Annotated in this window: 29 protein-coding genes; 10 read left to right on the top strand and 19 right to left on the bottom strand. The window is 35.2% G+C overall.

Features of this window, described 5'->3' with window-relative positions:
* Window positions 1-61: 61 nt before the first annotated feature.
* Together ACVWNY_RS13985 and ACVWNY_RS13990 are read right to left on the bottom strand one after the other, a co-directional pair.
* On the bottom strand, window positions 62-793 hold the full coding sequence (locus ACVWNY_RS13985; RefSeq protein ID WP_454072194.1) for a response regulator transcription factor: 732 nt from the start codon (window positions 791-793) through the stop codon (window positions 62-64).
* A complete protein-coding gene (locus ACVWNY_RS13990) occupies window positions 790-2,052 on the bottom strand; it encodes a GHKL domain-containing protein (protein ID WP_218327184.1) in 1,263 nt (420 codons plus the stop codon). The genes ACVWNY_RS13985 and ACVWNY_RS13990 overlap by 4 nt, the downstream gene beginning before the upstream one ends.
* 185 nt (window positions 2,053-2,237) lie before the next feature.
* Here ACVWNY_RS13990 and ACVWNY_RS13995 point away from each other — a divergent pair, with 185 nt between their 5' ends.
* Both ACVWNY_RS13995 and ACVWNY_RS14000 read left to right on the top strand, forming a co-directional pair.
* Window positions 2,238-2,774 (top strand): CDP-alcohol phosphatidyltransferase family protein, encoded by a 537-nt coding sequence (locus ACVWNY_RS13995; protein ID WP_218327185.1) that lies wholly within the window; start codon window positions 2,238-2,240, stop codon window positions 2,772-2,774.
* The gene (locus ACVWNY_RS14000) at window positions 2,771-3,205 is read left to right on the top strand and encodes a GNAT family N-acetyltransferase (RefSeq protein ID WP_218327186.1); all 435 of its coding nucleotides are present in this window, start codon (window positions 2,771-2,773) and stop codon (window positions 3,203-3,205) included. The genes ACVWNY_RS13995 and ACVWNY_RS14000 overlap by 4 nt, the downstream gene beginning before the upstream one ends.
* A 96-nt stretch (window positions 3,206-3,301) precedes the next feature.
* On the opposite strand, the gene ACVWNY_RS14005 is transcribed toward ACVWNY_RS14000, so the two are convergent.
* Window positions 3,302-4,747 carry an amino acid permease gene (locus ACVWNY_RS14005; protein ID WP_218327187.1) on the bottom strand — a complete coding sequence of 482 codons (1,446 nt, stop codon included), beginning with the start codon at window positions 4,745-4,747 and terminating at the stop codon, window positions 3,302-3,304.
* Window positions 4,748-5,098: 351 nt separating this feature from the next.
* Here ACVWNY_RS14005 and catA point away from each other — a divergent pair, with 351 nt between their 5' ends.
* A complete protein-coding gene (gene catA, locus ACVWNY_RS14010) occupies window positions 5,099-5,746 on the top strand; it encodes a type A chloramphenicol O-acetyltransferase (protein WP_454072195.1) in 648 nt (215 codons plus the stop codon).
* 84 nt (window positions 5,747-5,830) lie between these two features.
* Here the strand turns inward: catA and ACVWNY_RS14015 are convergent, their stop codons facing one another.
* From ACVWNY_RS14015 to ACVWNY_RS14045, 7 genes are all read right to left on the bottom strand, one after another.
* The gene (locus ACVWNY_RS14015; protein ID WP_454072196.1) at window positions 5,831-7,084 is read right to left on the bottom strand and encodes an acyl-CoA thioester hydrolase/BAAT C-terminal domain-containing protein; all 1,254 of its coding nucleotides are present in this window, start codon (window positions 7,082-7,084) and stop codon (window positions 5,831-5,833) included.
* Window positions 7,074-7,535 (bottom strand): MarR family winged helix-turn-helix transcriptional regulator, encoded by a 462-nt coding sequence (locus tag ACVWNY_RS14020; protein WP_454072197.1) that lies wholly within the window; start codon window positions 7,533-7,535, stop codon window positions 7,074-7,076. Before ACVWNY_RS14020 ends, ACVWNY_RS14015 begins: the two co-directional genes overlap by 11 nt.
* Before the next feature lie 123 nt (window positions 7,536-7,658).
* On the bottom strand, window positions 7,659-8,492 hold the full coding sequence (locus ACVWNY_RS14025) for an SDR family oxidoreductase (RefSeq protein WP_454072198.1): 834 nt from the start codon (window positions 8,490-8,492) through the stop codon (window positions 7,659-7,661).
* A gap of 14 nt (window positions 8,493-8,506) precedes the next feature.
* The gene (locus ACVWNY_RS14030) at window positions 8,507-8,911 is read right to left on the bottom strand and encodes a MerR family transcriptional regulator (protein ID WP_218327192.1); all 405 of its coding nucleotides are present in this window, start codon (window positions 8,909-8,911) and stop codon (window positions 8,507-8,509) included.
* Window positions 8,912-9,054: 143 nt separating this feature from the next.
* Window positions 9,055-9,957, bottom strand: a complete 903-nt coding sequence (locus ACVWNY_RS14035; protein WP_454072199.1) for a LysR family transcriptional regulator — start codon at window positions 9,955-9,957, stop codon at window positions 9,055-9,057.
* 36 nt (window positions 9,958-9,993) lie between these two features.
* The gene (locus tag ACVWNY_RS14040; RefSeq protein ID WP_246601561.1) at window positions 9,994-10,632 is read right to left on the bottom strand and encodes an NAD(P)H-binding protein; all 639 of its coding nucleotides are present in this window, start codon (window positions 10,630-10,632) and stop codon (window positions 9,994-9,996) included.
* 118 nt (window positions 10,633-10,750) lie between these two features.
* Complete coding sequence (locus tag ACVWNY_RS14045) at window positions 10,751-11,395, bottom strand: C39 family peptidase (protein ID WP_218327195.1); 645 nt, start codon at window positions 11,393-11,395, stop codon at window positions 10,751-10,753.
* 133 nt (window positions 11,396-11,528) lie between these two features.
* Here ACVWNY_RS14045 and ACVWNY_RS14050 point away from each other — a divergent pair, with 133 nt between their 5' ends.
* The 4 genes from ACVWNY_RS14050 (at window position 11,529) to ACVWNY_RS14065 (ending at window position 14,579) form a co-directional block, all read left to right on the top strand.
* On the top strand, window positions 11,529-12,272 hold the full coding sequence (locus ACVWNY_RS14050; protein WP_218327196.1) for a class I SAM-dependent DNA methyltransferase: 744 nt from the start codon (window positions 11,529-11,531) through the stop codon (window positions 12,270-12,272).
* Between the two features lie 92 nt (window positions 12,273-12,364).
* Window positions 12,365-12,820 (top strand): MarR family winged helix-turn-helix transcriptional regulator, encoded by a 456-nt coding sequence (locus tag ACVWNY_RS14055; RefSeq protein ID WP_218327197.1) that lies wholly within the window; start codon window positions 12,365-12,367, stop codon window positions 12,818-12,820.
* The gene (locus ACVWNY_RS14060) at window positions 12,807-13,832 is read left to right on the top strand and encodes a threonine aldolase family protein (protein ID WP_454072200.1); all 1,026 of its coding nucleotides are present in this window, start codon (window positions 12,807-12,809) and stop codon (window positions 13,830-13,832) included. The genes ACVWNY_RS14055 and ACVWNY_RS14060 overlap by 14 nt, the downstream gene beginning before the upstream one ends.
* Window positions 13,833-13,853: 21 nt before the next feature.
* On the top strand, window positions 13,854-14,579 hold the full coding sequence (locus ACVWNY_RS14065) for an alanyl-tRNA editing protein (RefSeq protein ID WP_454072201.1): 726 nt from the start codon (window positions 13,854-13,856) through the stop codon (window positions 14,577-14,579).
* A gap of 35 nt (window positions 14,580-14,614) precedes the next feature.
* Here the strand turns inward: ACVWNY_RS14065 and ACVWNY_RS14070 are convergent, their stop codons facing one another.
* The 6 genes from ACVWNY_RS14070 to ACVWNY_RS14095 form a co-directional block, all read right to left on the bottom strand.
* Window positions 14,615-15,106, bottom strand: coding sequence for a cyclophilin-like fold protein (locus ACVWNY_RS14070; RefSeq protein WP_454072202.1), 492 nt, complete (start codon window positions 15,104-15,106; stop codon window positions 14,615-14,617).
* 20 nt (window positions 15,107-15,126) lie between these two features.
* Window positions 15,127-15,714, bottom strand: a complete 588-nt coding sequence (locus ACVWNY_RS14075; RefSeq protein WP_438721247.1) for a histidine phosphatase family protein — start codon at window positions 15,712-15,714, stop codon at window positions 15,127-15,129.
* Between the two features lie 60 nt (window positions 15,715-15,774).
* Entirely contained in the window at window positions 15,775-17,199 is a 1,425-nt protein-coding gene (locus tag ACVWNY_RS14080; RefSeq protein WP_454072203.1) for a 6-phospho-beta-glucosidase, read from the bottom strand.
* Window positions 17,200-17,212: 13 nt separating this feature from the next.
* On the bottom strand, window positions 17,213-19,057 hold the full coding sequence (locus ACVWNY_RS14085) for a beta-glucoside-specific PTS transporter subunit IIABC (RefSeq protein WP_454072204.1): 1,845 nt from the start codon (window positions 19,055-19,057) through the stop codon (window positions 17,213-17,215).
* A 202-nt stretch (window positions 19,058-19,259) separates the two neighbouring features.
* On the bottom strand, window positions 19,260-20,156 hold the full coding sequence (locus ACVWNY_RS14090; RefSeq protein ID WP_454072205.1) for a MurR/RpiR family transcriptional regulator: 897 nt from the start codon (window positions 20,154-20,156) through the stop codon (window positions 19,260-19,262).
* 108 nt (window positions 20,157-20,264) lie between these two features.
* Entirely contained in the window at window positions 20,265-21,098 is an 834-nt protein-coding gene (locus ACVWNY_RS14095) for a class I SAM-dependent methyltransferase (protein WP_454072206.1), read from the bottom strand.
* 259 nt (window positions 21,099-21,357) lie between these two features.
* Here ACVWNY_RS14095 and ACVWNY_RS14100 point away from each other — a divergent pair, with 259 nt between their 5' ends.
* A complete protein-coding gene (locus ACVWNY_RS14100) occupies window positions 21,358-21,552 on the top strand; it encodes a DUF4177 domain-containing protein (protein ID WP_438721138.1) in 195 nt (64 codons plus the stop codon).
* Entirely contained in the window at window positions 21,552-21,980 is a 429-nt protein-coding gene (locus ACVWNY_RS14105) for a VOC family protein (RefSeq protein WP_454072207.1), read from the top strand. Before ACVWNY_RS14100 ends, ACVWNY_RS14105 begins: the two co-directional genes overlap by 1 nt.
* A 21-nt stretch (window positions 21,981-22,001) precedes the next feature.
* Here the strand turns inward: ACVWNY_RS14105 and ACVWNY_RS14110 are convergent, their stop codons facing one another.
* Entirely contained in the window at window positions 22,002-22,634 is a 633-nt protein-coding gene (locus ACVWNY_RS14110) for a pentapeptide repeat-containing protein (protein WP_438721136.1), read from the bottom strand.
* 384 nt (window positions 22,635-23,018) lie between these two features.
* Here ACVWNY_RS14110 and ACVWNY_RS14115 point away from each other — a divergent pair, with 384 nt between their 5' ends.
* Window positions 23,019-23,165: a hypothetical protein gene (locus ACVWNY_RS14115; protein WP_438721135.1), complete on the top strand. Its 147-nt coding sequence runs from the start codon at window positions 23,019-23,021 to the stop codon at window positions 23,163-23,165.
* Window positions 23,166-23,482: 317 nt separating this feature from the next.
* On the opposite strand, the gene ACVWNY_RS14120 is transcribed toward ACVWNY_RS14115, so the two are convergent.
* Window positions 23,483-23,656, bottom strand: a complete 174-nt coding sequence (locus tag ACVWNY_RS14120) for a cysteine-rich KTR domain-containing protein (RefSeq protein WP_425514624.1) — start codon at window positions 23,654-23,656, stop codon at window positions 23,483-23,485.
* Between the two features lie 24 nt (window positions 23,657-23,680).
* Window positions 23,681-24,043: a DUF1694 domain-containing protein gene (locus ACVWNY_RS14125; protein ID WP_218327208.1), complete on the bottom strand. Its 363-nt coding sequence runs from the start codon at window positions 24,041-24,043 to the stop codon at window positions 23,681-23,683.
* Window positions 24,044-24,096 lie beyond the last annotated feature (53 nt).

A 24,096-nucleotide genomic window follows, 5' to 3' on the forward strand; every position in this document is an offset into this window, starting at 1 on the left:
TACTTCATAAACGGTCAGTCAACTTGCCTGAACAGCAAAAAACCAGCAAAGTTTTTCAACTTTACTGGCTGATTTTCTGAGCAACTTCTTTCATCAAACGGCGTGATACAAGGCATTCATCCCCATTTGGAAATAACACCGTTTTATTGCTGCGGTCAAAAGATACGACATTAGCTAAATTAATAATAAAAGCCCGGTGGCAACGCATTAAACGCTGATCCATGGCCTCAATCTCTGCTAATTCTCCATAAAATTCAAGCATTTTTTTTGCCGTCACTAGCCGTAATTTATGAGACGTCCCTGTCGTTTTAAAATAATAAATATCTGAATAAGGTACTTGTAGATTACTGTATTTGTTTTTAAGAATAAAAGCATCATCACTGACACTTTTTTCGATCCTTTCCTCAGCAAGTAGTAAACATTCTCGAATCTCATTTCTAATGTCTACAGCGGATTGGTCCTTTTCAATAAAATCTAAAGCTGAAACCTTATAAGAAAAAGTCAGCGGTGCCATTTCAGAATGAGTTGTTATGAAAACAATCGTTCCAAAAGGATCCTTCTTGCGGATAGCTTGGGCGACTTCTAAGCCGGTTTCTTTATGGTCTTCAATCTCCATATCTAAAAAATAAAGATTATGGCGACTAGCTAAGGCAATTTTTTCTAGTATGATTTCTGGCTTTGCAGTGACAATCAGATGCTGATAGACAATTCTTTCTTGTTGGCACAGTTCTTTAATGGTTCGTTGTAGGTTTTGTTGCTGAATTAAATCATCTTCTAAAATAAATATATTCACTTTTTGTCCCCCATAATTTTTAACACTTGTGAAAACTTCATCGTTTCACTGCTAGTTTCTAGCCAAACATAAGGAGTTTCAGCCAGTAACATTTTTACAGTGTATAAACCAATCCCGCGATTCATTCCTTTAGAAGAGTAACCTTTGTCGGCAATTTTTTTAATATTCACCATCTCAGGACTACTATTTTCGATTACAATAATTTGTGTGTCATCCTCTTCAAAAATTGCTAACTTCAACCAAGGATTTTCAGTTAACTCTGCGGCTTCAATCCCATTATCCAATAAAATTGATATTATTCGAATCAAAGACAATAAATCCATATTAAATTCGGTAATTGGTGCCACCACTTCGATTTGCACCTCAATATTTTGCTGTTTGGCCAGCAATAGTTTGGCTGAAAGTAAGCTTTTAATTTCTGGAACTAGAATATTACTCAAGCGAGCAATCATAAAGTGATTATTTTGGAAATTTTGCTTAGTTGGCGCAATCACAGTCCGATAAGTTTGCGTAATTTTTTTCATATTTTTTTCTCTGATACCGTCATCCAAGCTACTTAAAATATTGATATAATCATGCTTGAAATGATTCATTTCTTCATATAATGCTTCGATGTGTTTGGTGTATTCTTGCAATTGGCTCAATTGTACTTCTTTTAAGGCGTGAATTTCTTGTTTTCTTTGCCGTTGATAAAAGGTATTTAACAAAAGTAGTGAAAAAATCACCACCATAAATAAACTCATAATAATTAAGTTGTTCCACCAAGTACCTGCTTGATTCTGATTTTCCACCGTCAAAATTGTGTATAGTAAGCCAGTTACCGAAGCTAAAATTAAAGTCAAAATTCCCATCGCAAAATTACTCACTTGCCGTAAAGACTTAATGGCATACTCTGGCAGCCAATGATTTAAAGCCGCCAATATCAAATAATTTAAAATTGCTGGGGTAACTGCAACTGACAAATACAAGAAGTCTCGCGGTAAAAAATCCAAAGTCGAAAATAAATACTCAAAAGGTTGGGCAACGATATAACCTAAAAAAGAATTCATCAGTAAAGCATATAATGCGTAAAAAACAATAATAAACTGAAACTTCCCTTCTTTTTTTAAGCCAATCAAAATAAACAGCACAAAAAAAAGCAAGGCGCTCCAAACACCGAATCTATTACTAAAAATCAAACCTAAACCAATCATCATTAAAGGATAAATAATGAATTCTCCAATGGTAAATGAATAAGCCGAAACTTTTTTAAAAATCAAAAAGAAACTTACAATCTGAATACAGACAATCAAGCTATAAATTTTCCCAACCTCCCCTCGCTACTTTCAGTTAAGTATAGCAGATAAAAACAATCCCTTCATTTTTCTGCATTTTTTTACAGTTAATACAAGATAGTTTTAAGGGGCTACGTTATACTGAAGATAATTATTTTAAAGGAGTCTTTATGAAAAATTTGCCAAATATTTTAACTATCAGCAGAATAATATTAACCATTCCATTATTCGGACTGCCTTTTTTTAGTGTCACTTGGCTGATACTTTATTATCTTTGTGGTCTGACAGATATGGTAGATGGTTGGATGGCTCGAAGGTTTGACTTCATTTCTGAAAAAGGGGCTATATTAGATAGCTTAGCCGATTTCATTTTTGTCTGTTCTTTACTGCTGATGGTCATCACACAAGCTTTGTTTCCAATAAATTTTCTACTATTTTTATTGCCAACTTTTTTTGTTAAAATTTTATCACTTCTTATTGGGTTTTATAAGTTTAAAACTTTGGCATTTTTACATACTTATCTAAACAAACTAATGGGTCTAACAATTTTTATGCTATTTCCTTTTTCTCTAAAATATGCGACAATTTTCTATAGTTTAGCTCTTTTAAGCGTAGTTCCAGCAATCGAAGAGTTATTTATTTTAATTAAATCAAAAAAACTTGATTTAAATAGCAAATCTATCTTTCAAAAGGAGAATAAAATATGACTTTAACTTGGCGTTTAGCTGAAAAAAATGATGAAGCAGCCTTAATCAATTTATGGCGGGACTCCGTCAGAGCCACCCATGATTTTTTATCAGAAACAGATCAAAGAACCATCGAAAAAAATTTGCCTCACTATTTCGAACATGTTCAATTAAAAGTTTGGCAGGAAGAAAATCAGTTGATTGGTTTTTCTGGAACTGCTGAAAATAGTTTAGAAATGCTATTTCTATCACCAGAATACTTTGGACGAGGATATGGTAACCAAATTTTGCAACAACTAATGGAAGATGATGGTATCACCAAAATTGATGTCAACGAAGACAATCCGCGGGCGTTACGTTTTTATCAAAAAAATGGTTTTAAGGTAGCTAGTCGTTCGCCACTTGATGATGATGGACGACCTTATCCGATTTTACATCTTGAAAAAGCATGAATGAAGTAACAGCTTCATTCATGCTTTCTTTTTTTTAGATCTCAGTGCAGCTATTACTAAAAAAGCTACCCAACATTTCTGTTGAGTAGCTTAATTTTATTCGATTCCTTTTGCTCGTTCGCGTTTGGCAATCATTGGTAAAATCATACCTAAAGCGATTAAAACAAATGGCGTAATAATATTTGAAGCTAATTGGAACATCCAAGAACCTGGGTTTGCAGCGTATTCGATTTTTGGAATCATACCTAAAATACAAGCAAGTGCTGTAAATAAGAAACACCAAAGACCAACGACAAAGGCAATTTTCGGATTCTTAATGAATTTGTATTCAGAGTTGAATTTTTTCGCTTGTTTAACCAACATCATGTAGGCGAAGAATACCCAAACGTAACGCATTGGCATCACAACTGAGTTTAAGTTGGTCAACCATTTAACCAATTCACTCATGTTTTCAATACCAAAGATTGGCAAGATGATGATAATAATTACTAAGACACCCGTTAGTAAATATCCATTGACTAGAGTACCTTTGGCATTCCGTTTTCTTAACCAACGAGGAACAAATTCTGGATCTGCATCATTTAATAAAATTTTCAATGGTGCATCGATTGAGAAGGCTAACGCAGCAGATTGTCCAGCTGCATTTGCTAAACCATAAATAATCATAAATAAGTTACCGACACCAAAGTAATTTCCTAAGATTTGGAAAGCGCTATATGCCCCGTTTGCCATCAAATCATCGGGAATATTGTTGCTGTCAAACAACATAGCCATTGCTACTGAGCCTAGAATAGCACTGATCGCAATCATTAATGCCATAAAAATCATGGCTTTCGGGAAATTTCTAGCGGGACGATCAATTGCATTTACATAAGGTGAAATCTTTTCAGCCCCACCAACCGCAAATACCAGCATCGAAATCGTTGCGAAATAACCTAAGTTAAAATCTGGTATATAGGTGCTGGCGCTAGTCAAATCTGGCGTAGCTGCTTCAAAACCTGGAGTAATGAATGGTACAGCTACTGCTAAAATGATAAATAGAATTGACATCACCAACATTGCTGTACCGGCCAAACTTCCGATAAATTTCAAGGTATTCAAACCTTTTGTTGATAGAAATAGGAAAATTAAAAATATAACTAAAGAAATAATTGCTACGGTTTGGACGCTCATATTAGTCGCCACATTGCCGTTGCCTCTAAATACCCAACCTAACGCGATTAACACTGATTGCGGTTTTTGCGCTAAATAAGTGATGTGCACCACCCAATAAGTCCAAGCCGCATAATAAGCCAACCTTTTCTTACCAGTCGTTTCTTTTACCCACGAGCTTACCCCGCCAGAACTGTCTTTGAATGTAGAACCCAATTGTCCGACAATCAACGCATAAGGAATAAAGTAAAGTACCATGATTAAAATCCATGATGTGACTACCGAAGTACCTTGTTGCGCGTAGTTGTTTACGACATTACCAAAGCCCCATACCATACTAAAGGCAATCATTGATACTGTAAACCACTTGATCCGTTTGTTCTCCTCCATTGTCCATACTCCAATCTAATGTTTGTATTTTCACATGAATCTTTTGAAAACGCTTACTACATTGGCACCTCCTTCTTCTCATTATAATTCTAGTATAATTCTTTTTGATACCGTTTTCTGAAACTTATAGATTTTTCATCAAATATTTTTTTAAAATTCATAAAAAAATCAGAGGAATTTTGCCGTTTTTCCATTATCACTGTTTCTAATGACCAAAACGCTCGTTATCTTTTGTATGATTTGACCACAGAAATTTTGAGCTTCACCTGCTGTTTAGTTCAAAATTTTGCTACAATCAAAGTAAATAGTACACAACTACAAATTTTGATTTAAAAATTAGGAGGTTTTATCATGGCATTTATTCCTATCGACATAAAAAACTGGGATCGCAAAGAAATTTTTGACTATTATTTCCAACAGCAAACTACTTTCAGTTTGACCAAAGAAATTGACGTAACTCCCTTATATCGCTATCTAAAAAAACACGAATTTTCTTTTTATGCTGGTTTTCTTTTTTTAATCATTAAGATTGCCAATCAAAAAGAGAATTTTAGAATGGCATTGAACCCTGAGGGAGAACTGGGTTATTACGAAACGGTAAATCCCATATATACTTTATTTAATAAAGAAACGACAAAGTTTTCAAGCTTGCTAAGTGAGTACACTGGAGACTTTAAAGAGTTCCATCGGCAATACCAAGCTGACGTAGCAAAATATGGCAACAGTAAAAAACTTTTCCCACAATCAGACCGAGCTGAGAATGTCATTAATCTTTCGATGATTCCTTGGACTAGCTTTTCTAGTTTGAATTTAAATATCGGTAACAATCCTGATTATCTGTTGCCGATTGTTACAGCAGGACAGTTCATTTTTTCTGCTGATAAAGTTTATTTGCCGATTGCTTTACAAGTCCATCATGCAGTTTGTGACGGCTATCATGCCGCAGAATTTTTAAATATTTTTGCTGAAATGGCCAGCAGGCCAAAGGAGTATTTATAAGTAGCAACACAGTATAAGAAAAGTTATTCAATAAGAAACCCCATCAATCGTGAAATTGATGGGGTATTTTTGTAAAGCTTCTAATTAGAGGTTTTCTTTGAAAAAATCAACGGTCTTTTGCCAAGCGTCCAGCGTCTCTTCCATGACTGTGACATTGTTTTTCTTTTTATAACGATTATTAGGCTGAAACGGCAGTGTTAACATATGTCCGCTATTGGGATAAAGCGCTAATTCAAATTTATATGGAAACTGATTTAAATTTAAACGATTTTGAATCATCAGACTCGCCGAATATGCCGGCCAAATTTCATCTTTTATAACGGAAATTAGCAGGATATTACCTTTGATTTTTTCAACTGGAATTTCTGCCTCCATCATTTTAGTGTTGTCTGGATACTCTTTCCCCTTAATTTTTGCAAGAATTGCACTACCAAATTTAAAAGGGACATACTGAATTGGCATTGTTTGAAAAGTCCAGCTAGATTTTTTTGCTGGTAAATGTTGCTTAATTCCTTCGTAAACTACATTTGTGGGAGAATTTGCTACGATACATTTAATTTTTGCGAAATAGCTAGCTGCTAAAAGTGCCAACTCTGCCCCTTTTGATCGACCGTAAATCCCGATTCGATCTTTATTCACTTCCTCTTGCAACGTTAAAAAATCAAGCGCTTCTTCAATTATTTCTAGCGGAATTTCAGCTAAATTAACAGCTAGATCATCTAGTCCAAAATAACCAATAGCCAGTGTTGCAAAACCATGACTAGCTAATAATTGTGCGATAGCTTGAGCCTTTTCAATACCGCCTTCACTACCACTTACAACAATAATTGCAGGTAAATTAGTTTCCTCTTTCGGATAAAAAAATCTTCCTTTACTAGCAGAAAAAGCGACTTGCTTAAAAGCTATTTTTTCATTCATAAAATATCGTTCAATTACACATGAATCAATTAGAATTTTGTCCATATAAACCTCTAGCTTGATTGAAAAAGCTGCATTCAATGAAATATTATCTAAATTAGTTTCTTTCTTTTGCTTAATGATTTTTTTTGCTGACAAAAAAGACAGACATCCCATAGGGGAAACACCTTGATAGCTTCCGGAAATAGCTGGAGCTGTATTTAAATCTAAATTACCTTTTTCATCACTCAAATATTTATTTTCAGCAATCCACTTAGTTTCAGTCGAATAGTTTAAAGGTGCATTAATACAATAATAAGGACCCTTTGTTTCTGTTCGAATCATCATTTCTGTACAGGATGGCAAATCTTTCAGCTTCAAATTTATTATTGCATCAGCCGCTGAACTAGTTTCAGTTATCAAAAAATGCTTATTTTCCATTTACTTTACCTTCATTGATCCAAGGAAGTTCGGTCCAGACTTTTTCAACGTTCTTCATAAAATCAATAATTACTTGCAATTGTTCCTCACTGTATCGTTTAAAAACATCATTTAGTTTTTCCTCTAGATAATGTTGTTGCACTTGATGGGTAGCGTATATTTCTTCACCTTTGGGAGTCAAAGATAGGCGAACGGCTTTATTATTTTTCTCCGTTGTCTTACGTTGCAGAAATCCTTTTGTCTCCAATTTTTTTGTCAATTGAGAGGCGGCACTGCGAGAAATCTCTCTTAAAAGTGCTAAACTGTTCACATTGATTTCCGGTTGCTTACCAATCAAAACAATGGTGTGGATTTCTGCCAAATTCAAATCTGAAATAACATGTTGTGTTTTCTCTAATTCTTTATACTCTGTCATCAAATGATTAAATTGCTGTAATAATTCTATATTCATTTCTTCTCCTTATTGTTAAGCCGCTTTACAATAAGTTATCATAATTATTTTTAATGTCAATCTTTGATTTTATTAATCAACCCTATTTCATCAAAAAAGCTGAGGAAAATCTCCTCAGTTTAGTTACTCCACAATATCTGTTGACACGGCTAGTTCTCTTTGTGCTTCAAAGTCTGCGATTCTTTTTTCCAAAACTTTAATCGTATCATTTAATGCTTGGGAACCTAACATTAATCGCAAAGGTGCTGGTGTGACTTCGACACTTTCAATCATTCGATGGACCATTTTTATCGGATCGCCCACCGCCAAACCATTATTTTTATCTAACATTGACAAAAAGGCATGAGCAGGATTGCCGTTGTATTCTGTCATTAAATTAGCCACCTGGGCACTACCATAACGAAATTCTGTTCGAGCACCACCTGGTTCCACAATAGTCATTCCAACATTAAAAGGCGCCATTTCTTGGGCAACAGATTCTACAAAACCTTCAATCCCCCATTTTGCGGCATGATACATTGAATTGCCCGCAAAAGCGACCTGTCCGCCATAACTTGAGATTTGGATGATGCGTCCAAATCCTTGTTTACGCAAATAGGGTAACACTGCTCGAATCAAATAAATTGAACCAACTAAATCAGTATTTAAAATTTTATCTACTTCATCATCCGTCAACTCTTCAGCAGCCCCAAAGAGTCCATAACCTGCATTACTGACAACCACATCAATTTGACCTAATTTATCAAAAACTTTTTGAACTAAAGCTTGGACTGCTTTCGTATCAGTCACATCTAAAAACTTACGAAAAAAAGTATCTGGATAGTTATTCATCAGTTCTTGTACATTTCTATCATTTCGAACGGTTCCGACAACCGTATCACCCTTTTCCAATAATTGTTTGGTCATTTCCAAACCAAAACCACTGCTTACTCCTGTGATTAACCATGTTTTACTCATTATTATTCCTCCAATTAAGATGCCACACATTGACTAGGATCAAAGCAAGGCAATTTTTCTTCTATTTTTTCAACAAATTCTTGATGATGATCAATTCGTTCCGATAAAAAATTTAATGTGGTAGTTAGTTCGTCAATTTTATCCACTAATAACTTTTTCTGTTGTTGCAATATTTCTTTACGCTCAATTTCTGTGTCTTCATGTTTCCGATATAAGGCAATATAATTTAAAATACTATCAATCGATAATCCTGCTTGCCGTAAATCTTTCGTAAATAAAATCCACTGCAAATGATTTTGGTTAAAATCACGAATCCCACCACTGGTTCGCGTAATCGGTGGAATCAACCCGATTTTTTCATAATACCTTAACGTATCAGCGGTTAAAGCTGTTTTTTGACTGACTTCTTTTATATTCATTTTGACTCCTTCCTTGGATAAAAAGATCAAATTCATTAGCTATTCTGATTGACTACTCTTAGTATTTTACCTGTTTTATTTGATCAAACAATTTCGAATACTAATCTCATGGATAAGTATAACTAATGCAAAAAAAGAAGCCTTTAAAAGACTTCTTCATTCGTAATGATTAATTTTTTCAATATTGCAGCGAATTCTTCGATAAAATAATTGGTTCGCTCTTTTTTCCAAAAGGCACAATAATTCCGCACTACAGCTTGATGGTTTTTTTCTAAGGGAATACGTCTAATGGAGATTTCGGTTGGAGTCAAGGTACCCACGCTTTCGATTGGTAAAAATCCTTGATTCCCTGCCACCATTAAACGACCTTCAACTAAATTTTCGGCAAATAAAAATTTGCCACTGAAGCCTAATGTATCCCGGTAAAAATTTTCTTCATGGCTCTGCTGCTCTTTTGAAGTAATTAAAATACAGGGCAATTGTGCCAATTCATTTATTTCAATTTTGTCTTGCTGACTCAAGGGATTTCTAGCAGAAATTTCCACAAAGGTTTTGGGCTGAATTAATTCAAAATTCACGTACTCTTCCGAAAAGGCTCGGCGTTGATCACTTAAAACAATATCTACCGTATTTTGTCGTAGCTCTTGATATAATTCTTCATGGGTTCCATTAATTATATTAATGGCGATCTCTGGATAAATTTCGTTGAATTCGGCGATTGCTTGATGTAATTCTTGGCCTCCATAAACTCTTAAATAACCCACCCGCAATTGGGTTTCGGGATCTTCACCAATCATTTTAGTTTCTTTAACCACTCGATCGAGCTGTGTTAATAATTGTTGACTTTCCTGATAAAAATGCTGACCTGCTGGTGTCAAAGAAAATTTGCGGTGTTGCCGAACGAACAAAGCTACTCCCAACTCTTCTTCTAATGCTCGAATCTGTTGAGAGATAGCAGACTGGGAAATAAATTCTTCAGCAGCTGCTTCAGTAAAACTATTATGATTGACAACTGAAACAAAATACCGCATTTGTTTAAACAACATGACCTCACCTCTTTTGTTTCATTATAGCAAAATCAATTAATAAAAAGAGGGTTTAGCAAAATCAGTATTTGGTTCACTGACGCCTAAGCTAGTTTTTCGATATTTATTTGGGTCAGATACAATATCCAAGATTAATTGAGTAACTGCTTCACGAGAAACTTGAGCACCAATAAATGGTTCACCTTTTTGGGTAATCATATAATTCAAATTACCGACTTCATTATATAACCAAGTCAGACGAAGTAAACTATAATCCAAACCGGATTTTTCAACAATTTGAGCTGATCTTTTGTGGCGATTGGTTCCTGTTTGACCGACCATTCGCGCATTCCATTTGCCAAAAGGACCGGCTACTTCATCATAAATTCCTAAGATAGTCGCACCAATTAAGAATGGTTGTTCAGCTTGTTCAGCAGCTTTGACGATTGCCTCCGTCGCTTCAAGGGAATTCATATCATTTAAATAAATGAAATCTGCGTCCTTCATAGCTTCAACTAATTTTGCTTCTTCATTAAAATCACCATCTACAATCTTTACACGATTTTCATCAGGATTTTTTAATCGATTTGTTGCATTTCGGGCATATAATACTAATTCAGCATCGCTTTCTTGAATCAATCTGGTAGTCAACATTCTGGCAATTTGACCTGCCGCTCCTAAAATGATTATTTTCATCATATTTCCTCCAATTTCTTAATTAAAATTAGCATATCACCTGGAGTAAACTCCAAGTCAATCATCTTTTTTTAATTCAAAAAAAGTGCCTGCTGGCCCATTTGCTGATAAATACTGGCTAAATCTTGATAACTGATTGCACGATTTTTTCACCATATGGGTCATTAAGATAGACTGTTTGACTGCTTTCATCAAATCCAGTCACCACTATCGCATGAATCAGTGGCGTGACCGTCAACTCGGCCTCGGCTGTCGGCCATGGTAGAAAGTCTGATGCCGTTGGTACCTGTAAATCAACCGTTGCCAGCATCCAAACTGGATTGCCTTGTGCAACCTGATTCAAAACTTTATCAAAAGACAAATCACCATTACTAGTAATAATTTTTTCGTCAGTCACAACTTTTTTTGCCAATTCTTCAATCGGCTCTACAAAAACACCCATGGCTTGTCGACCTTCCTTAATATTACCTACAAATCCTAAATGAGGATTGCCATACTGATTACTACCAGTTCTAAAAGATTGATAAGTCAGTTGATCGGCCAATTGATTTTTATTGACGCCGTAACCATAATAATTTAACAGCATTGACAAAGCAGTAACTTCGCAACCATTTTGTAACCTTTCGCCTTCAAATTGATTTTCCAGTGGTACATCTAATAAAACCTGTTGAGAATTGATTGGATTTTTGATAGTTGTTTGTTGACTCTTTGTCGTATTGGAATAAACTTGTTGAAAATTTCCGCTTAAAGCTACCAATATCAATGGTAAACTTAGTAAAATTATTTTTTTTATACTACTCAGCTCTTCTCGATTTTTTTTGAGTTTACACCTTCGAGCTAACTTTAAGTCAAGTAAAAATAAAAAAAATGTTATAATTTGAAAAAGAGGTGGTTGGATGAAAGATTTATATCAAAATTTTGCCCAGGATTATGACGAATTTGGCGAAATTAGTGGGTACTTAGGAGCAGAAGAGCTGTTCTTTGAAAAATTATTTACTGAAAATCAAGTGGAGACCGTTTTAGATTGTGCTTGTGGAACGGGTCAGCATCTTTATATGTTGAATAAGCTAGGTTTTCAAATGATGGGTTCAGACTATTCACCAGCTATGTTGGCAGTAGCCAGTAAAAATTTAACCGAGCGTAAAACAAAAATCCCATTGCGCCAAGCCGATTTTCGTTTTTTAGAGGATGCTTTTAATGAAACTTTTGACAGTATTATTTGCTTAACCACTTCCCTGCCTCATCTTCACAGCGATGAAGATTTACTTACAGCCTTAAAATCTATGTATCAACGATTAAATCCAAATGGTTTATTGGTTTTAACCCAAGGAATGACCGATTTCACCTTAGCTTTGCCACCAGTTGAAGTCGTCGTTAATCGACCTGATTTTTCTCGAATATTTATAAAAAGCCATGATGAAAATTTCCAAAAAATTCAAGTATTAGATTTATATCACAGTCCTGAAAGATTAGAAGAAAATCAATATGACATTATTTACAAAATTATTTTAGCTGCTGATTATCGCAAATTATTACGTCAAGCTGGGTATTCAGATGTCCAAATTTATGGTGATTACCAAAAAACAGCTTATGATAAAAATAGCCCTCGAATGATTGTTGTGGCACGGAAGAAAGATTGAAACATTTTGTTTCAATCTTTTTTAGTTGACAATGGAAACTTTCTACTTTATATTTAGTTGACAAAGTAAACTATTTAGAAAGGAGTTTTCTTTTGGAGACTGAAGAAATTAGAAGATTTAATCGTTACTATACAAGAATCCTCGGCGTTTTCGACAAAAATGTTTTTGATTTGGATTATTCGATGTTAGAAATGCGGATTATTGGAGAAATTGGTCGGAATATTGGTATCACGGCAAATGAATTAACCAAATGTTTGAATATTAACAAAAGTTATTTGAGCCGAATTTTAAGTAAATTAGAGAAAGCTGGTTATTTAAAACGCGAAAAGGATGCTCAAGATAGCCGGATCTTTCACCTATATTTAAATGATCAAGGGTTAGAATTAAATCAATATGTTGAGGCCCAATCTGATCAAAAGGTCATTGACTTATTAACGCCACTACCTGAAAAAGATATTTCGGAATTAAAAGCTGCTATGAAAAAAATTGAAGAAATCCTATATCAAGTTGTGCCAAATGAATTGGAGGAAAAGAATGATTTCATTTGAAAATGATTATTTAGAGGGTGCTCACGAAAGAATTTTGCATCGTTTAATTGCAACAAACATGATTCAAGAAGCTGGTTATGGTGAAGATGATTTTTCTGCACAAGCAGCTGAAAAAATTAAATCAGCTATCGCATGTCCAGATGCAACGATTCGATTTTTAGTTGGTGGAACACAAACCAATCAAATAGTTATTGATTCGGTATTACAACCATATGAAGGAGTTATTGCAGCCGAAACCGGTCACATAAGTACACATGAAGCAGGTGCCATAGAGTTTAGTGGTCACAAAGTTTTGAGTTTACCAGCTAAAGAAGGAAAGATTAAGGCTGAGGACGTTGATAATTTGGTGGAAACATTCTATCAAGATGCCAATTATCAACATATGGTCTTTCCTGGAATGGTATACATTTCTTATCCAACCGAATACGGTACTTTGTACAGTAAAAAAGAACTAGAAGCTTTAGCAGCTGTCTGCCAAAAACACAAGATACCTTTATATTTAGACGGTGCACGCTTAGGGTACGGTTTAACAAGTCCTTCAGCAGATGTTACGATTCAAGATATTGCTAGACTTTGCGACATATTTTATATTGGTGGAACAAAAATTGGTGCTCTTTGCGGTGAAGCAATTGTTTTTACTAAAAATAATGAACCAAAAAATTTTACTACTTTAATTAAACAACACGGTGCATTACTAGCTAAAGGTCGTTTAATTGGCATTCAGTTTTTGGAATTATTTTCGGATAATTTATATTTTGACATTAGTCAACACGCCATTAATATGGCAATGAAATTAAAGACGGGAATGTTAGCTAAAGGCTATCAACAATATTTAGATTCTCCTACCAATCAACAGTTTTTCGTAATGCCTAATGAAAAAATCAATGAACTACAAGAAAAAATTAAATTTGCACGTTGGGAAAAATACGACGACACACGACAAATTGTTCGCTTTGCTACTTGCTGGGCAACAAAGGAAGAAAATATAGATGCATTACTAGCTCTACTATAAATTTTTACCAAAGGAGAAAAAATGACAACCGAACTTTATTTAACAGATAGTTACCAAATGACTTGTCCAAGCGAGATTATCTTTATCAGTCCTGATCGGAAAACCGTCGCACTAAATCAAACGATTATTTATCCTGGCGGAGGTGGACAACCAAGAGATAATGCTTCACTATGGATTGATGCCGCCGAATATCCGATTGAAGATATTACTAGAGATCAAGATTATAGCTATCTATATCATTTGGCTGAGGCTTTACCTGAAAACGTGCAAGAAGTAACAATAAAAATTGATGCTGCTTACCGCTTAAAAAACATGCGGTACCACACTCTCTTACACTTAACTTCTGGATATTTTTACAAACATTATGGTGCTTTAGCTACTAGTAATCAAATTGAAGAAGACCATGCCCGTTTAGAAATCAAATTTCCTGAAGAAACTGTGCCTGAGAAATTAGAAAAAGAATTTTTACAAGCAGAACTGGAAAAATTAATTCAAGCAGATTACCCTGTGACGATTGAACATACCACCCGCGAAAAATTGACTGAAAATCACGACTTGGTGCGTACTTACGTTAATTTAGTGCCAGAATTTATTACGGATATTCGCTTAGTCAAAATTGCAGATGTCGATGTGCAAACTTGCGCTGGAACACATATAACTAGTACCAAAGAAGTTGGTCAAATTTCTGTCGAGCAACTTAAAAATAAAGGTCGTTTGAAAAAAAGAATCAAAGTTACTTTAATTTAAAAAACAACCACCGAAAAAAATTTTCGGTGGTTGTTTCATTCATTCAATTGTGAAAAGGTAATCTCAACATTTTGGTTCAAATTCCTTAACATATCTGCGCCTTGATCAATTTCACCTAAAATAACTAAACCTTCTCCGTATCTAAAATCTTGATAAAAAATTGCTAAATTCTCCCAAGGTGCATAATAAGCTAGCTGTCCTGACTGAGCTGCTGCTCCGCTGGGTGAACCGTCAATTCGTAAACTTTTTGGTAAGTCAGCCACCTTTTCAGTCTGATTAAAGTCTGACAAAGTTAAATCAAGTGGCATCATTTGATAAAAATCTATTGCCGCCTGAGAATTATTTAAGGAGATGGTATAATTCTGCTCGTTTATTGTTAGCAAAAGTCGCATTACATTTTCCTCCAAATTATTTCGTGATTGAATCGTTGCTGTTTGAGATGTACTCTCCTCAATATTTTCATAGGTATTTTGATTGACAGTACAACCTGACAATAGTAAAAGCATAAGTAAGAATAACCTTTTCAAATAGTGACCACCTTTCTGACTTACTTTTTAAGTGCTAACAATTGTTCTTGGTGAGAAATGATTTCAGTCAAATGAAATATCTCTGCCTCAAATTGATAGATAAAAATACAGCAATTGTCGATAGTCGCCACTTTTCTTTCTGTCAAACTATGGGTCTGCCAATATTCTCGAAATCTGCCACAAAAGGCACCGTGACTAACAATTAGGATCTGCTCTCCATCTTCTTGCATAATTTTTTGACAGATTTCAATTGCTCGTTGCTGAAATGCTGTTTGGGACTCACCTCCGTAAGAAACAAAAAAATCATTATAGGGTAGAGGTGGATTAATCCGCTCGTTCTCTCCTTCTAGCCTACCAAAATGCCATTCCCGCAAATCTTTTAAACAAGTAGAAGGCTGATCCGTTATGAGTGCCAACGTATCACGCGCTCTTTCAGAAGTGGACGAATAAGCTTTATCAAAAGTCAGCTGTCTTTTAGCAAAATAATTTTTTACCGTTAATGCTTGCTGAATACCTTTTTCAGTCAAAGGGGCATCACACCAACCTTGGATTTTATTTTGCTGATTAAATAAGGTTTCACCGTGACGTACTAGATATAAAGTTTTTATTTAAAACACTCCTTTACAAAAAGGTTGCACCTTAAATTTAAGATACAACCTAATCTGTTTTTATAAAACTTCTCCATTTGAGGCAATTACTTGGCGATACCAGTCAAATGATTTTTTCTTTGAACGTTTCAAAGTACCGGATCCATCATCTTGTCGATCGACATAAATCATGCCATATCTTTTACTCATTTGTCCTGTGCTCGCTGAGATTAAATCAATGCAACCCCAAGTGGTATAACCCATTAGCTCAACCCCATCAATTTCAACGGCAGCTTTAAACGCTTCAATATGTTTTTTTAAATAATCAATCCGATAATCATCTTCAACATAGCCGTTTTCATCTGGTGTATCGATAGCGCCCAGACCATTTTCTACAATAAATAATGGTTTTTGATAGCGATCGTATAATTGATTCAATGAATTGCGTAATCCTAAGGGATCAATTTGCCAACCCCACTCAGTCGACGGTAAGTTATCGTTTTTAATTGAAGCAAAAATATTTCCAGTTGCTTGCTCATAATCTTCAGAATGGGCACTGACAGTTCGTGAACAATAGTAAGAAAAACTCACAAAATCAACTGGTGCAGCTGCTAAAATTTCAGTGTCTTCTACTGCCATTTGAATATTCAACTTCTCTTGCTCAAATTTTTTCAGTGCATAATTCGGGTATTTCCCACGAGCCTGCACATCAATGAAAAAGTATCCTTCACGGTCTCGTCTAATCGCTTCTTGATAATCTTCTGGCCGACAAGTATATGGATAATGACTACCACCTGCCAACATACAACCCACTTGATTTTCTGAATCCACCTCATGAGCTATTTTGGTCACTAATGCGCTGGCAACTAATTGATGGTGGGCCGCTTGATATTTTATTTCTTCTTTATTATCGCCTTCTTTAAAAACAATCCCACCGCCAACGAAAGGTTGATGGAGTAATATGTTGATTTCATTGATAGTCAACCAATATTTTACTAATCCTTGGTAACGTTTTAAGACAGTTTCAGCATAACGGGTATAGAAATCTATCAATTGACGATTTTTCCAGCCACCATATTCTTTCACTAAATGAATCGGAACATCAAAGTGTGCAATTGTTACTAACGGTTCAATCTTGTGTTTTCTTAGTTCTTTAAATATTTCTTCATAGAAAACTAAGCCAGCCTCATTTGGTTCTAGCTCATCTCCATTTGGAAAAATGCGTGACCAAGACAACGACATCCGATAGACTTTAAAGCCCATTTCAGCAAATAATTGGATGTCTTCCATATAACGATGATACATATCAATCGCTTCTTGCGCTGGATAATAATAATCTTCTTGCCATTCCAACATCTCTAATTCGCCTAAACCGACTGCTTTACGATCTTCGCCGTAAGGTAACAAATCGATATTAGAAAGTTTGCGTCCACCTTCTAAGACACCACCCTCAACTTGATTCGCAGCAGTTGCGCCACCCCATAAAAAGTTTTTATCTAAAGCCATTGTTTTCATCTCCTTAAACTTTCACAGCTAAAATAGCTTGATTACAATCGGTTAGTCCTATTAAGATTGTTTCAACTGATGCATATTGTGGACTGTTAGTAACTACGACTGGCACTTGTGTTTCATAACCAGCAGCTTGAATTTTGTCTAAGTCAAAGTTTAATAATGGTTGTCCTTTTTTTACCACATCATCTGCTTCGACTAATGCATCAAAATATTGACCATTTAATTCAACGGTGTTTAAACCAACATGGATCAAAACTTCCACCCCAGTATCGGAAACTAAACCAATAGCATGTTTGGTTGGGAAAATAGCAACTACTTTCCCATCAAATGGTGCGACAACTTTTCCTTCAATCGGTTCAATAGCAAAGCCTTTTCCTAAAGCTTCAGAAGCAAATGCTTCATCCTTTACTTCACTTAAGGGAATCACTTCCCCTTTTAACGGACTAACAACTAAAGTATCTTCTAAAATGATTTCCTTTATTTCTGGTAGCTCACTTTTTTCAAACTTAAAACTTAAAACATACGTTAAAACAGCTGAAACAACGGCTGAAATAATCAATGCAATCAAGATATTCCAGAAAAAACGCATCGAATTATCACCAATATAAAGTAAAATTGCCGGCAAACCTGAAGAGCCCGTGGCAAAACGATGAGTGTTCGTTAGTCCCGCATATAAACCACCGGCTGCCCCACCAATCATTGCGGCTACTAAAGGATATTTTTTAGGAAGGTTAACACCATATAAAGTTGGTTCGGTAATGCCCATGTATGCGGTGATCGCACCTGAGGTTGCAACTTGACGCAATTTTTTATCCTTCGTACGAAAAGCGACAACAGTTGACGCCGATGCTTGTGCAATATTTGAACACACACAACCTGGACCAAAAATACTGTCATAGCCAAGTTCAGCCATCTGCATCACGCCTAAAGGAGCTACACCGTTGTGTAAACCAAACATCACCATGATTGGCAGCAATCCACCCACTAAAACTGCTGGTAGCCAGCTGGCATTAACACTTAGGAAAGTAAAGAACGTCGCTAAATAGCCTCCTAAAACACTGCCAATCGGTCCTAACACTGCAAATGCTAAAGTTCCCATAATTAAAAATGTTAGCATAGGTACAAAAACTAATTCGACAGCTTTTGGAATGATTCGATTTAAGAATCTTTCAACATATGACTGTACAAATATAACTAATAAAATTGGGATGACTGATCCGGTATAAGTCGCTAAAGTAAATGGAATAATTTCAAAAAAATGAACTGGTTCTCCCGCGCTGACTAAAGCACCCCAGTTTGGATGCATCATAATTGCCGCTACAGAAGCTGCCAAAATCGGATTACAGCGTAACTTCTGTGCTTCCGTAAAGGCTAAAATAATCGGTAGAAAGAAGAAGACGCCATCTGCGAACATATTTAATAAATAATAGGTTTGTGAATCTGTCGAAATCACTTGGAAAACGACTAGTAAAGCTAACACTGCTTTGACCATCCCTGCACCTGATAAGGCGGGAATTACTGGTTGAAAAGTTCCAGCGACAAATTCAATAATCGAGGTGATGATACTTTTCTTTTCAGTTTCTACCTGTTTATTTGGATCAACATCAATATTTTTTTCGATTTCTTCAAATACATCTTTTACATGCGTACCAATCACCACTTGATGAACGCCAGCATTAAAAATATATTTAGTCACACCGTCTAAAGCTTCCAATCCTTTGACATCAATTTTTGAATCATCCACAACTTTAAAACGCAAACGTGTCTGACAATGATAACCATCAGTAATGTTATCTTTGCCTCCCAATTTTTCAACGATGTCATGAGCTAGGGCTTGATATTTCTTACTCATGGTGTACCCCTTTCCAATTACAAGATGCTTTATTTGAATCAACCGGTTATTCTTATCTTGTCTATGGCTAAACTTTAGCATGAATAGTTAGCGTTTCCAATAGCTTCAGAACAGCTCGAAACAGATTCCACTTTTTTTGATCAATCATTTATTTAAATGGAATTTATTCCACTAAAAAAGTATCTAGGAATTTCCCAGATACTTATTTAAAGTCTTCTTCCAAATCCTTAAAGGTAGCTTGCCTTTTAGATTCTAGGACTGTTGAGTTACTAATTTTTTTAGTTTTGTTTGCTTCATAATCCAAAGCAAATAATTTTGCAAATAAGGCATCTAAAATCAGCAATATCGACTCTTGAGTAGCAAAATTAGCTATTTTCGAATAAAGCTTTTCTTTACTAGAGATATTTAGAACCAAGTCGGAATAGTCGCGTAAATAGTTTTGTCCGCCACTAGTAATACTGATAATTGGGACACCATTTTGTTTTAAGATCTTGACGTTGCTGATAGGATTTTCATCCGGATTGTTCCCTGAATAGGAAATAAAAATTGCCAGATCATGTTCACCTAGTGTATGTGAGATAATGCCAGTTTCTCCAGATTTTGCCATGAAAGCTTTCTTATGCACTGTTAACAAATTGCGTTTAAATAATTCACCATAATAAAGATTAGGGCTGGTCCCATAAATAACAATATTTTCAGCATTTTGAAGCATTTCTGCTGCTCTATTCAAATCCTCCATTGCTAATAGTGAGACGGTATCTTTAATACTCTGCATTTTTAAATTAACTAAATTTCCCACAATTTCTAGTGAATCATCGTTTGCTACAAAAGGAAAATTGGGATCAACGTCATGATAGGCGGTGTCATCATGGTAGGCGACTTCATGGGTGAAAGCATACAAAAATTCTTTCCAACCTGAATAATCAAAATATTTAGCAAATCGGACCAGAGTAGGTTTAGAAGTAAAGGTTCGCTTCGCAATTTCATCCATCGAATACTCTTGCAAATGATCGCGATTCTCTAAAATAAATTCACCAATTACCCGCCGAGCATCATTTTTCTTAAAAACAGCTTCTTCAATTCGCTGAAATAGATACATGATCCAATCCTCTTCTCAGTTTCAAATTTTTCTTCTATTATACATGAAGGATTAGAATCATGGGTTTGAATATAAAAATAGTCGGAGAAATCTCCGACTATCAATCAACTATTTTTTCGCAACAAAACACATGGTTTCAGAATGTTGCTTAAGTTTTTCACCACGGATATCACTATATATTTCGATCTGACTAAAGCCAGCTTCAGATAATGCTGCTTTTATCTGCTGTTGATTAAAGACACTTTCCCAAATAAAAAATTCTTTATGATGATCTGGATAAAGTAAATAATGTTGAGCAAGATAAGTTTGCTTGTCTGGATAGCGTTTGTTCGCCTCTAAATGTAGACAACTCTCCATTGTCCAAAAATTATCTTCTTCAATTGACCATGTTTTAGTAGGAACAAAATTTTGATATTTCTCAGAAGTAAAGACGTCAAAAATAAACTGTCCACCATCAGCTAAAGATTCATATACTTGTTTTAACAATTTTTTGCGATTTTCTGGGGCTAGAACGCCAAAATCACAATAAATTAGTAACACCAGCTGATAGTTCTCCTTAGAAAAATTCGTTTGTAAATAATTTCCCACTTGATAATTAATCAACAAATTTTTTTCTGCCGCCTGCTTTTGTGCATAGGCAATACTATTCGCTGAAAAATCGATACCAGTCACTTGATAACCAGCCTCAGCCAAGTGCTGACTGTAAATACCCGGTCCACAGCCTAAATCCAAAACTTTTGTAAATTGTTTCACCGGAAATTTTTTCTTCAACCACTGAAGCGATGCCTCCACAAATGCTAAGTTGCGAGTCGCACCATCACCTTTAATATCCAAGTGGGCCATCAACATTTGCTGAGCAATGTGTGGATCTAACCAAATAGAATCGCGACTTTGACTAAATACTGGGACCTCTTCTTTAATAAATTCAAATAGGTTACTCATCTATAACTCCTGACTGGAAAATCCGCTAGTAGTTTATACGGAACTTCACGACTTGCGTAATTTCCCGTTTTTTTATCGATTATTTCACCGATATTTCGCGCTCTTAGCGCTTTTTAGCTGATCTGTTCGGTTAAACAGTTCGCTATCGAGTCATTGGATTTCCTCCTTAGATTGCCAATTTGATGAAACTATATTAAAATTTTACATAAGAAGGAAAGCGTTGTCAATTTGCTTTGCCTTTAAAAAAGGAGGAATTTTTATGTATCAATACGAATTTGTTACTATCAATGCCGAAGCAAAAAAATTAGTAATGGGAACAATAACAGAACATCAAGAAATCATCAACGACTATGGCAAAAAAGGCTATCGTTTTGTCACAGCAATTCCAGTAGAAACCAATGCTAACGGTTATCCTCGCAAATTTGATTTGGTTTTTGAAAAAGAAGACAAATAATGTTCACCTTCCATCACTTACAAGTAACTGTGCCGGATGTTTATCAAGTAGAAGATTTTTATGACGAACTTTTTGGTTTATTAGGATTTGACGTTAGTAAAAAATTCAGAGGCTACTTGCCACATGCCGAGATGGATGTAATTGAATACTTGAGTCCAACCTTTGATTTCGGAATTTGTTCCCCTAAAAAAGTTTTTGCTCATGACACAGTCGATTCCCGCAAACCTGGTGCTCTACAACATCTTGCTTTTAAAGCCGATAGCCGCGAAGCTATTGATCAGATTTTTTTGCAAATCAAACAGTTAGATGTCAACATTTTGCATGATGAACCACGGGAATACAAAGAAAAAATTGCGCCCAATTATTACGCACTATTTTTTGAAACCCCCGACAAATTACGCTTTGAAATTTTTCATTATCCAGATTAGAGAATGATTGCGGTCATTCTCTTATTTTATTCGTACTCCTAACAATTGATTCGCTAAAAAAACCGCCTGCGATTGATTAATTGTCGCACCTCGCAAATCTTCTTGGGTCACTGATAGTTTTTCAAATTCACAATCACTCAAATCAATTCCTTTTAATTTGGTTCCCCAAAAATTACTATCTTCTAGCTGACAACGAGAAAATTTTAACTGTTTTGTGGTTAAACCCGCTAACTCCGTCTTAGTCATTTGATTGTCCTCAAAGCTTACAACTTTCAAACTCCCATCATTAAAATTAGCAAAATCCAGACGTGACTCTTGAATAACCACATTTCCTAAATAAGCTTCAATCAATTGTGTCCCCAATAATTTGCAATTGATAAAAACAACCCGATGAATGGCTGCTTGAGACAAATCACAATTAGAGAAATCACAATTTTTAAAAATACAATCGGTAAATTCTCCTCGTGAAAAATCACTATTGTTAAATACCGTTTTCTCAATCACGCAACGATCTAAAAATAGATGTGGTAGCTTCTGATCCTCTACTACTTCCCCACTAATTTTCAAATCGGCCAAAGAAAATTCCTCACTATCGTATATTTCAAAGAAACTTCCAGACTTTAATTGCTCTTCATTTACTTTTGGTTGTAACATTTTCATCACTCCTCTTCTTCATTGTGCCTGTTTTCAAAAAATTTGCATGAGAAAAAAATGAGGAGTTTTGCGACCTTCTTCGACCACGATAGTTCCTCAAATAAACGAAAACACCGTAGAATCCTCCTCAGCGAACATCAATCAAAGAAATCCTCATTAAATTATTATTCAAAATAATGTTGGCAATATTGATAAATGTTTCATACTTGTATTGATTAAAGCAGTGGATTTCATGAACAAAAAATATACAAAAATTGACCCTGTAAACTGGTCCAGACGAAAGTATTTTTATTACTTCACCAAAATGAATCCGATGAGTTTTAATTAGACAGCAAATTTGAATATCACTCAATCTATCATTACGCAAAGAAGTATGGCTATCAGATGCCTTTGTCATTTACAACGTCGCATGCAGTAGCTGATGGTTTTCACGTCAGCCGCTTTTTTGAAGAATTACAACAAGCCTTTGATCAGCCAGAAATTTATTTGGGAAATGAGACAAAAAAAGGGCCTGCTAGTTTGGGGGACTAGCAGGCTAGGAGTTAAAAATGAAAAAGTGTTAGGGTTGTTTGTTGGTATGTATATAATATAGCAGGCTTTTATGAATTTAGTTTGAACAAAATGCAGGGAAATTATAAAACTTTTTCTTTTCAAATAAAAAAAAGGGCCTGCCAGTTGGGGGACTGACAGGCTAGGAGTTAAAAATGAAAAAGTGTTAGGGTTGTTTGTTGGTATGCATATAATATAGCAAGTGTTTATGAATTTAGTTTGAACAAAATAGCAGGAATCTATAAACAATTATTAAGGAAATCTAAAAAAAAAGCAGCTAGAAGCTGCTTATTAGTGGACTATTTTGAATGGCTGATGGCGGTGATTTTACAATCACATAAATCGATCAGAAAGGATTTTTGGCATTTGGTGCAGTAAAGTGGGTATTGGTACAATTTGACTGAGTTTTCAATGATTAATTTCGTTGGTTCACTACATTGTGGACAGCAGATATTTGTCGTCTTTTGCATCATGCTCACCTCGTTATCTTTTAATTTTTATTCAGTTTCTTCTATAATAACAGCCAAGTCTTGGGCTTTATTGACATCATCAGTAATTGATAAATTGTAGCCGTCATTTACCACCACGATAAATTGACGATTTTGGATTTGAGACAGTTTAATTAATTTTGAAATCACTGTCTGAGTTAAATTACCGTTGATAACTAGATTGCCTTTGACATTGGCTAGAATTTCTCTGGTTTTTTCCAAAGAGTTTTCGACATTTTGATTGAATTCCTCACAGGTGACAAAGTGACAGATTGCTTGCTTCTTACTTCCTAACAAAATCGCTTGTTCACTGGGACATTTCTTTTCAGTAAAGCGTCGCAACAAATAATTTAACAACTTTTTCAAATTCATGATTTCACCTCTAACACTTATTTACGTTTTTATTTCACATCTCACGAAATTTT

It is taken from the genome of Enterococcus sp. JNUCC 77 (assembly GCF_054819945.1).

What these genes read in the sequence shown, in the direction of transcription:
- ACVWNY_RS14040 (WP_246601561.1), bottom strand. Translation starts at nt 10,632, where the DNA reads ATGAAAATAATCATTTTAGGAGCGGCAGGTCAAATTGCCAGAATGTTG.
- ACVWNY_RS14080 (WP_454072203.1), bottom strand. Translation starts at nt 17,199, where the DNA reads ATGGCTTTAGATAAAAACTTTTTATGGGGTGGCGCAACTGCTGCGAAT.
- ACVWNY_RS13995 (WP_218327185.1), top strand. Translation starts at nt 2,238, where the DNA reads ATGAAAAATTTGCCAAATATTTTAACTATCAGCAGAATAATATTAACC.
- ACVWNY_RS14025 (WP_454072198.1), bottom strand. Translation starts at nt 8,492, where the DNA reads ATGAGTAAAACATGGTTAATCACAGGAGTAAGCAGTGGTTTTGGTTTG.
- ACVWNY_RS14120 (WP_425514624.1), bottom strand. Translation starts at nt 23,656, where the DNA reads ATGATGCAAAAGACGACAAATATCTGCTGTCCACAATGTAGTGAACCA.
- ACVWNY_RS14065 (WP_454072201.1), top strand. Translation starts at nt 13,854, where the DNA reads ATGACAACCGAACTTTATTTAACAGATAGTTACCAAATGACTTGTCCA.
- ACVWNY_RS14050 (WP_218327196.1), top strand. Translation starts at nt 11,529, where the DNA reads ATGAAAGATTTATATCAAAATTTTGCCCAGGATTATGACGAATTTGGC.
- ACVWNY_RS14030 (WP_218327192.1), bottom strand. Translation starts at nt 8,911, where the DNA reads ATGAATATAAAAGAAGTCAGTCAAAAAACAGCTTTAACCGCTGATACG.
- ACVWNY_RS14085 (WP_454072204.1), bottom strand. Translation starts at nt 19,057, where the DNA reads ATGAGTAAGAAATATCAAGCCCTAGCTCATGACATCGTTGAAAAATTG.
- ACVWNY_RS14100 (WP_438721138.1), top strand. Translation starts at nt 21,358, where the DNA reads ATGTATCAATACGAATTTGTTACTATCAATGCCGAAGCAAAAAAATTA.
- catA (WP_454072195.1), top strand. Translation starts at nt 5,099, where the DNA reads ATGGCATTTATTCCTATCGACATAAAAAACTGGGATCGCAAAGAAATT.
- ACVWNY_RS14060 (WP_454072200.1), top strand. Translation starts at nt 12,807, where the DNA reads ATGATTTCATTTGAAAATGATTATTTAGAGGGTGCTCACGAAAGAATT.
- ACVWNY_RS14125 (WP_218327208.1), bottom strand. Translation starts at nt 24,043, where the DNA reads ATGAATTTGAAAAAGTTGTTAAATTATTTGTTGCGACGCTTTACTGAA.
- ACVWNY_RS14035 (WP_454072199.1), bottom strand. Translation starts at nt 9,957, where the DNA reads ATGTTGTTTAAACAAATGCGGTATTTTGTTTCAGTTGTCAATCATAAT.
- ACVWNY_RS14095 (WP_454072206.1), bottom strand. Translation starts at nt 21,098, where the DNA reads ATGAGTAACCTATTTGAATTTATTAAAGAAGAGGTCCCAGTATTTAGT.
- ACVWNY_RS14115 (WP_438721135.1), top strand. Translation starts at nt 23,019, where the DNA reads ATGCCTTTGTCATTTACAACGTCGCATGCAGTAGCTGATGGTTTTCAC.
- ACVWNY_RS14090 (WP_454072205.1), bottom strand. Translation starts at nt 20,156, where the DNA reads ATGTATCTATTTCAGCGAATTGAAGAAGCTGTTTTTAAGAAAAATGAT.
- ACVWNY_RS14000 (WP_218327186.1), top strand. Translation starts at nt 2,771, where the DNA reads ATGACTTTAACTTGGCGTTTAGCTGAAAAAAATGATGAAGCAGCCTTA.
- ACVWNY_RS14005 (WP_218327187.1), bottom strand. Translation starts at nt 4,747, where the DNA reads ATGGAGGAGAACAAACGGATCAAGTGGTTTACAGTATCAATGATTGCC.
- ACVWNY_RS14020 (WP_454072197.1), bottom strand. Translation starts at nt 7,535, where the DNA reads ATGAATATAGAATTATTACAGCAATTTAATCATTTGATGACAGAGTAT.
- ACVWNY_RS14110 (WP_438721136.1), bottom strand. Translation starts at nt 22,634, where the DNA reads ATGTTACAACCAAAAGTAAATGAAGAGCAATTAAAGTCTGGAAGTTTC.
- ACVWNY_RS14105 (WP_454072207.1), top strand. Translation starts at nt 21,552, where the DNA reads ATGTTCACCTTCCATCACTTACAAGTAACTGTGCCGGATGTTTATCAA.
- ACVWNY_RS14015 (WP_454072196.1), bottom strand. Translation starts at nt 7,084, where the DNA reads ATGGAAAATAAGCATTTTTTGATAACTGAAACTAGTTCAGCGGCTGAT.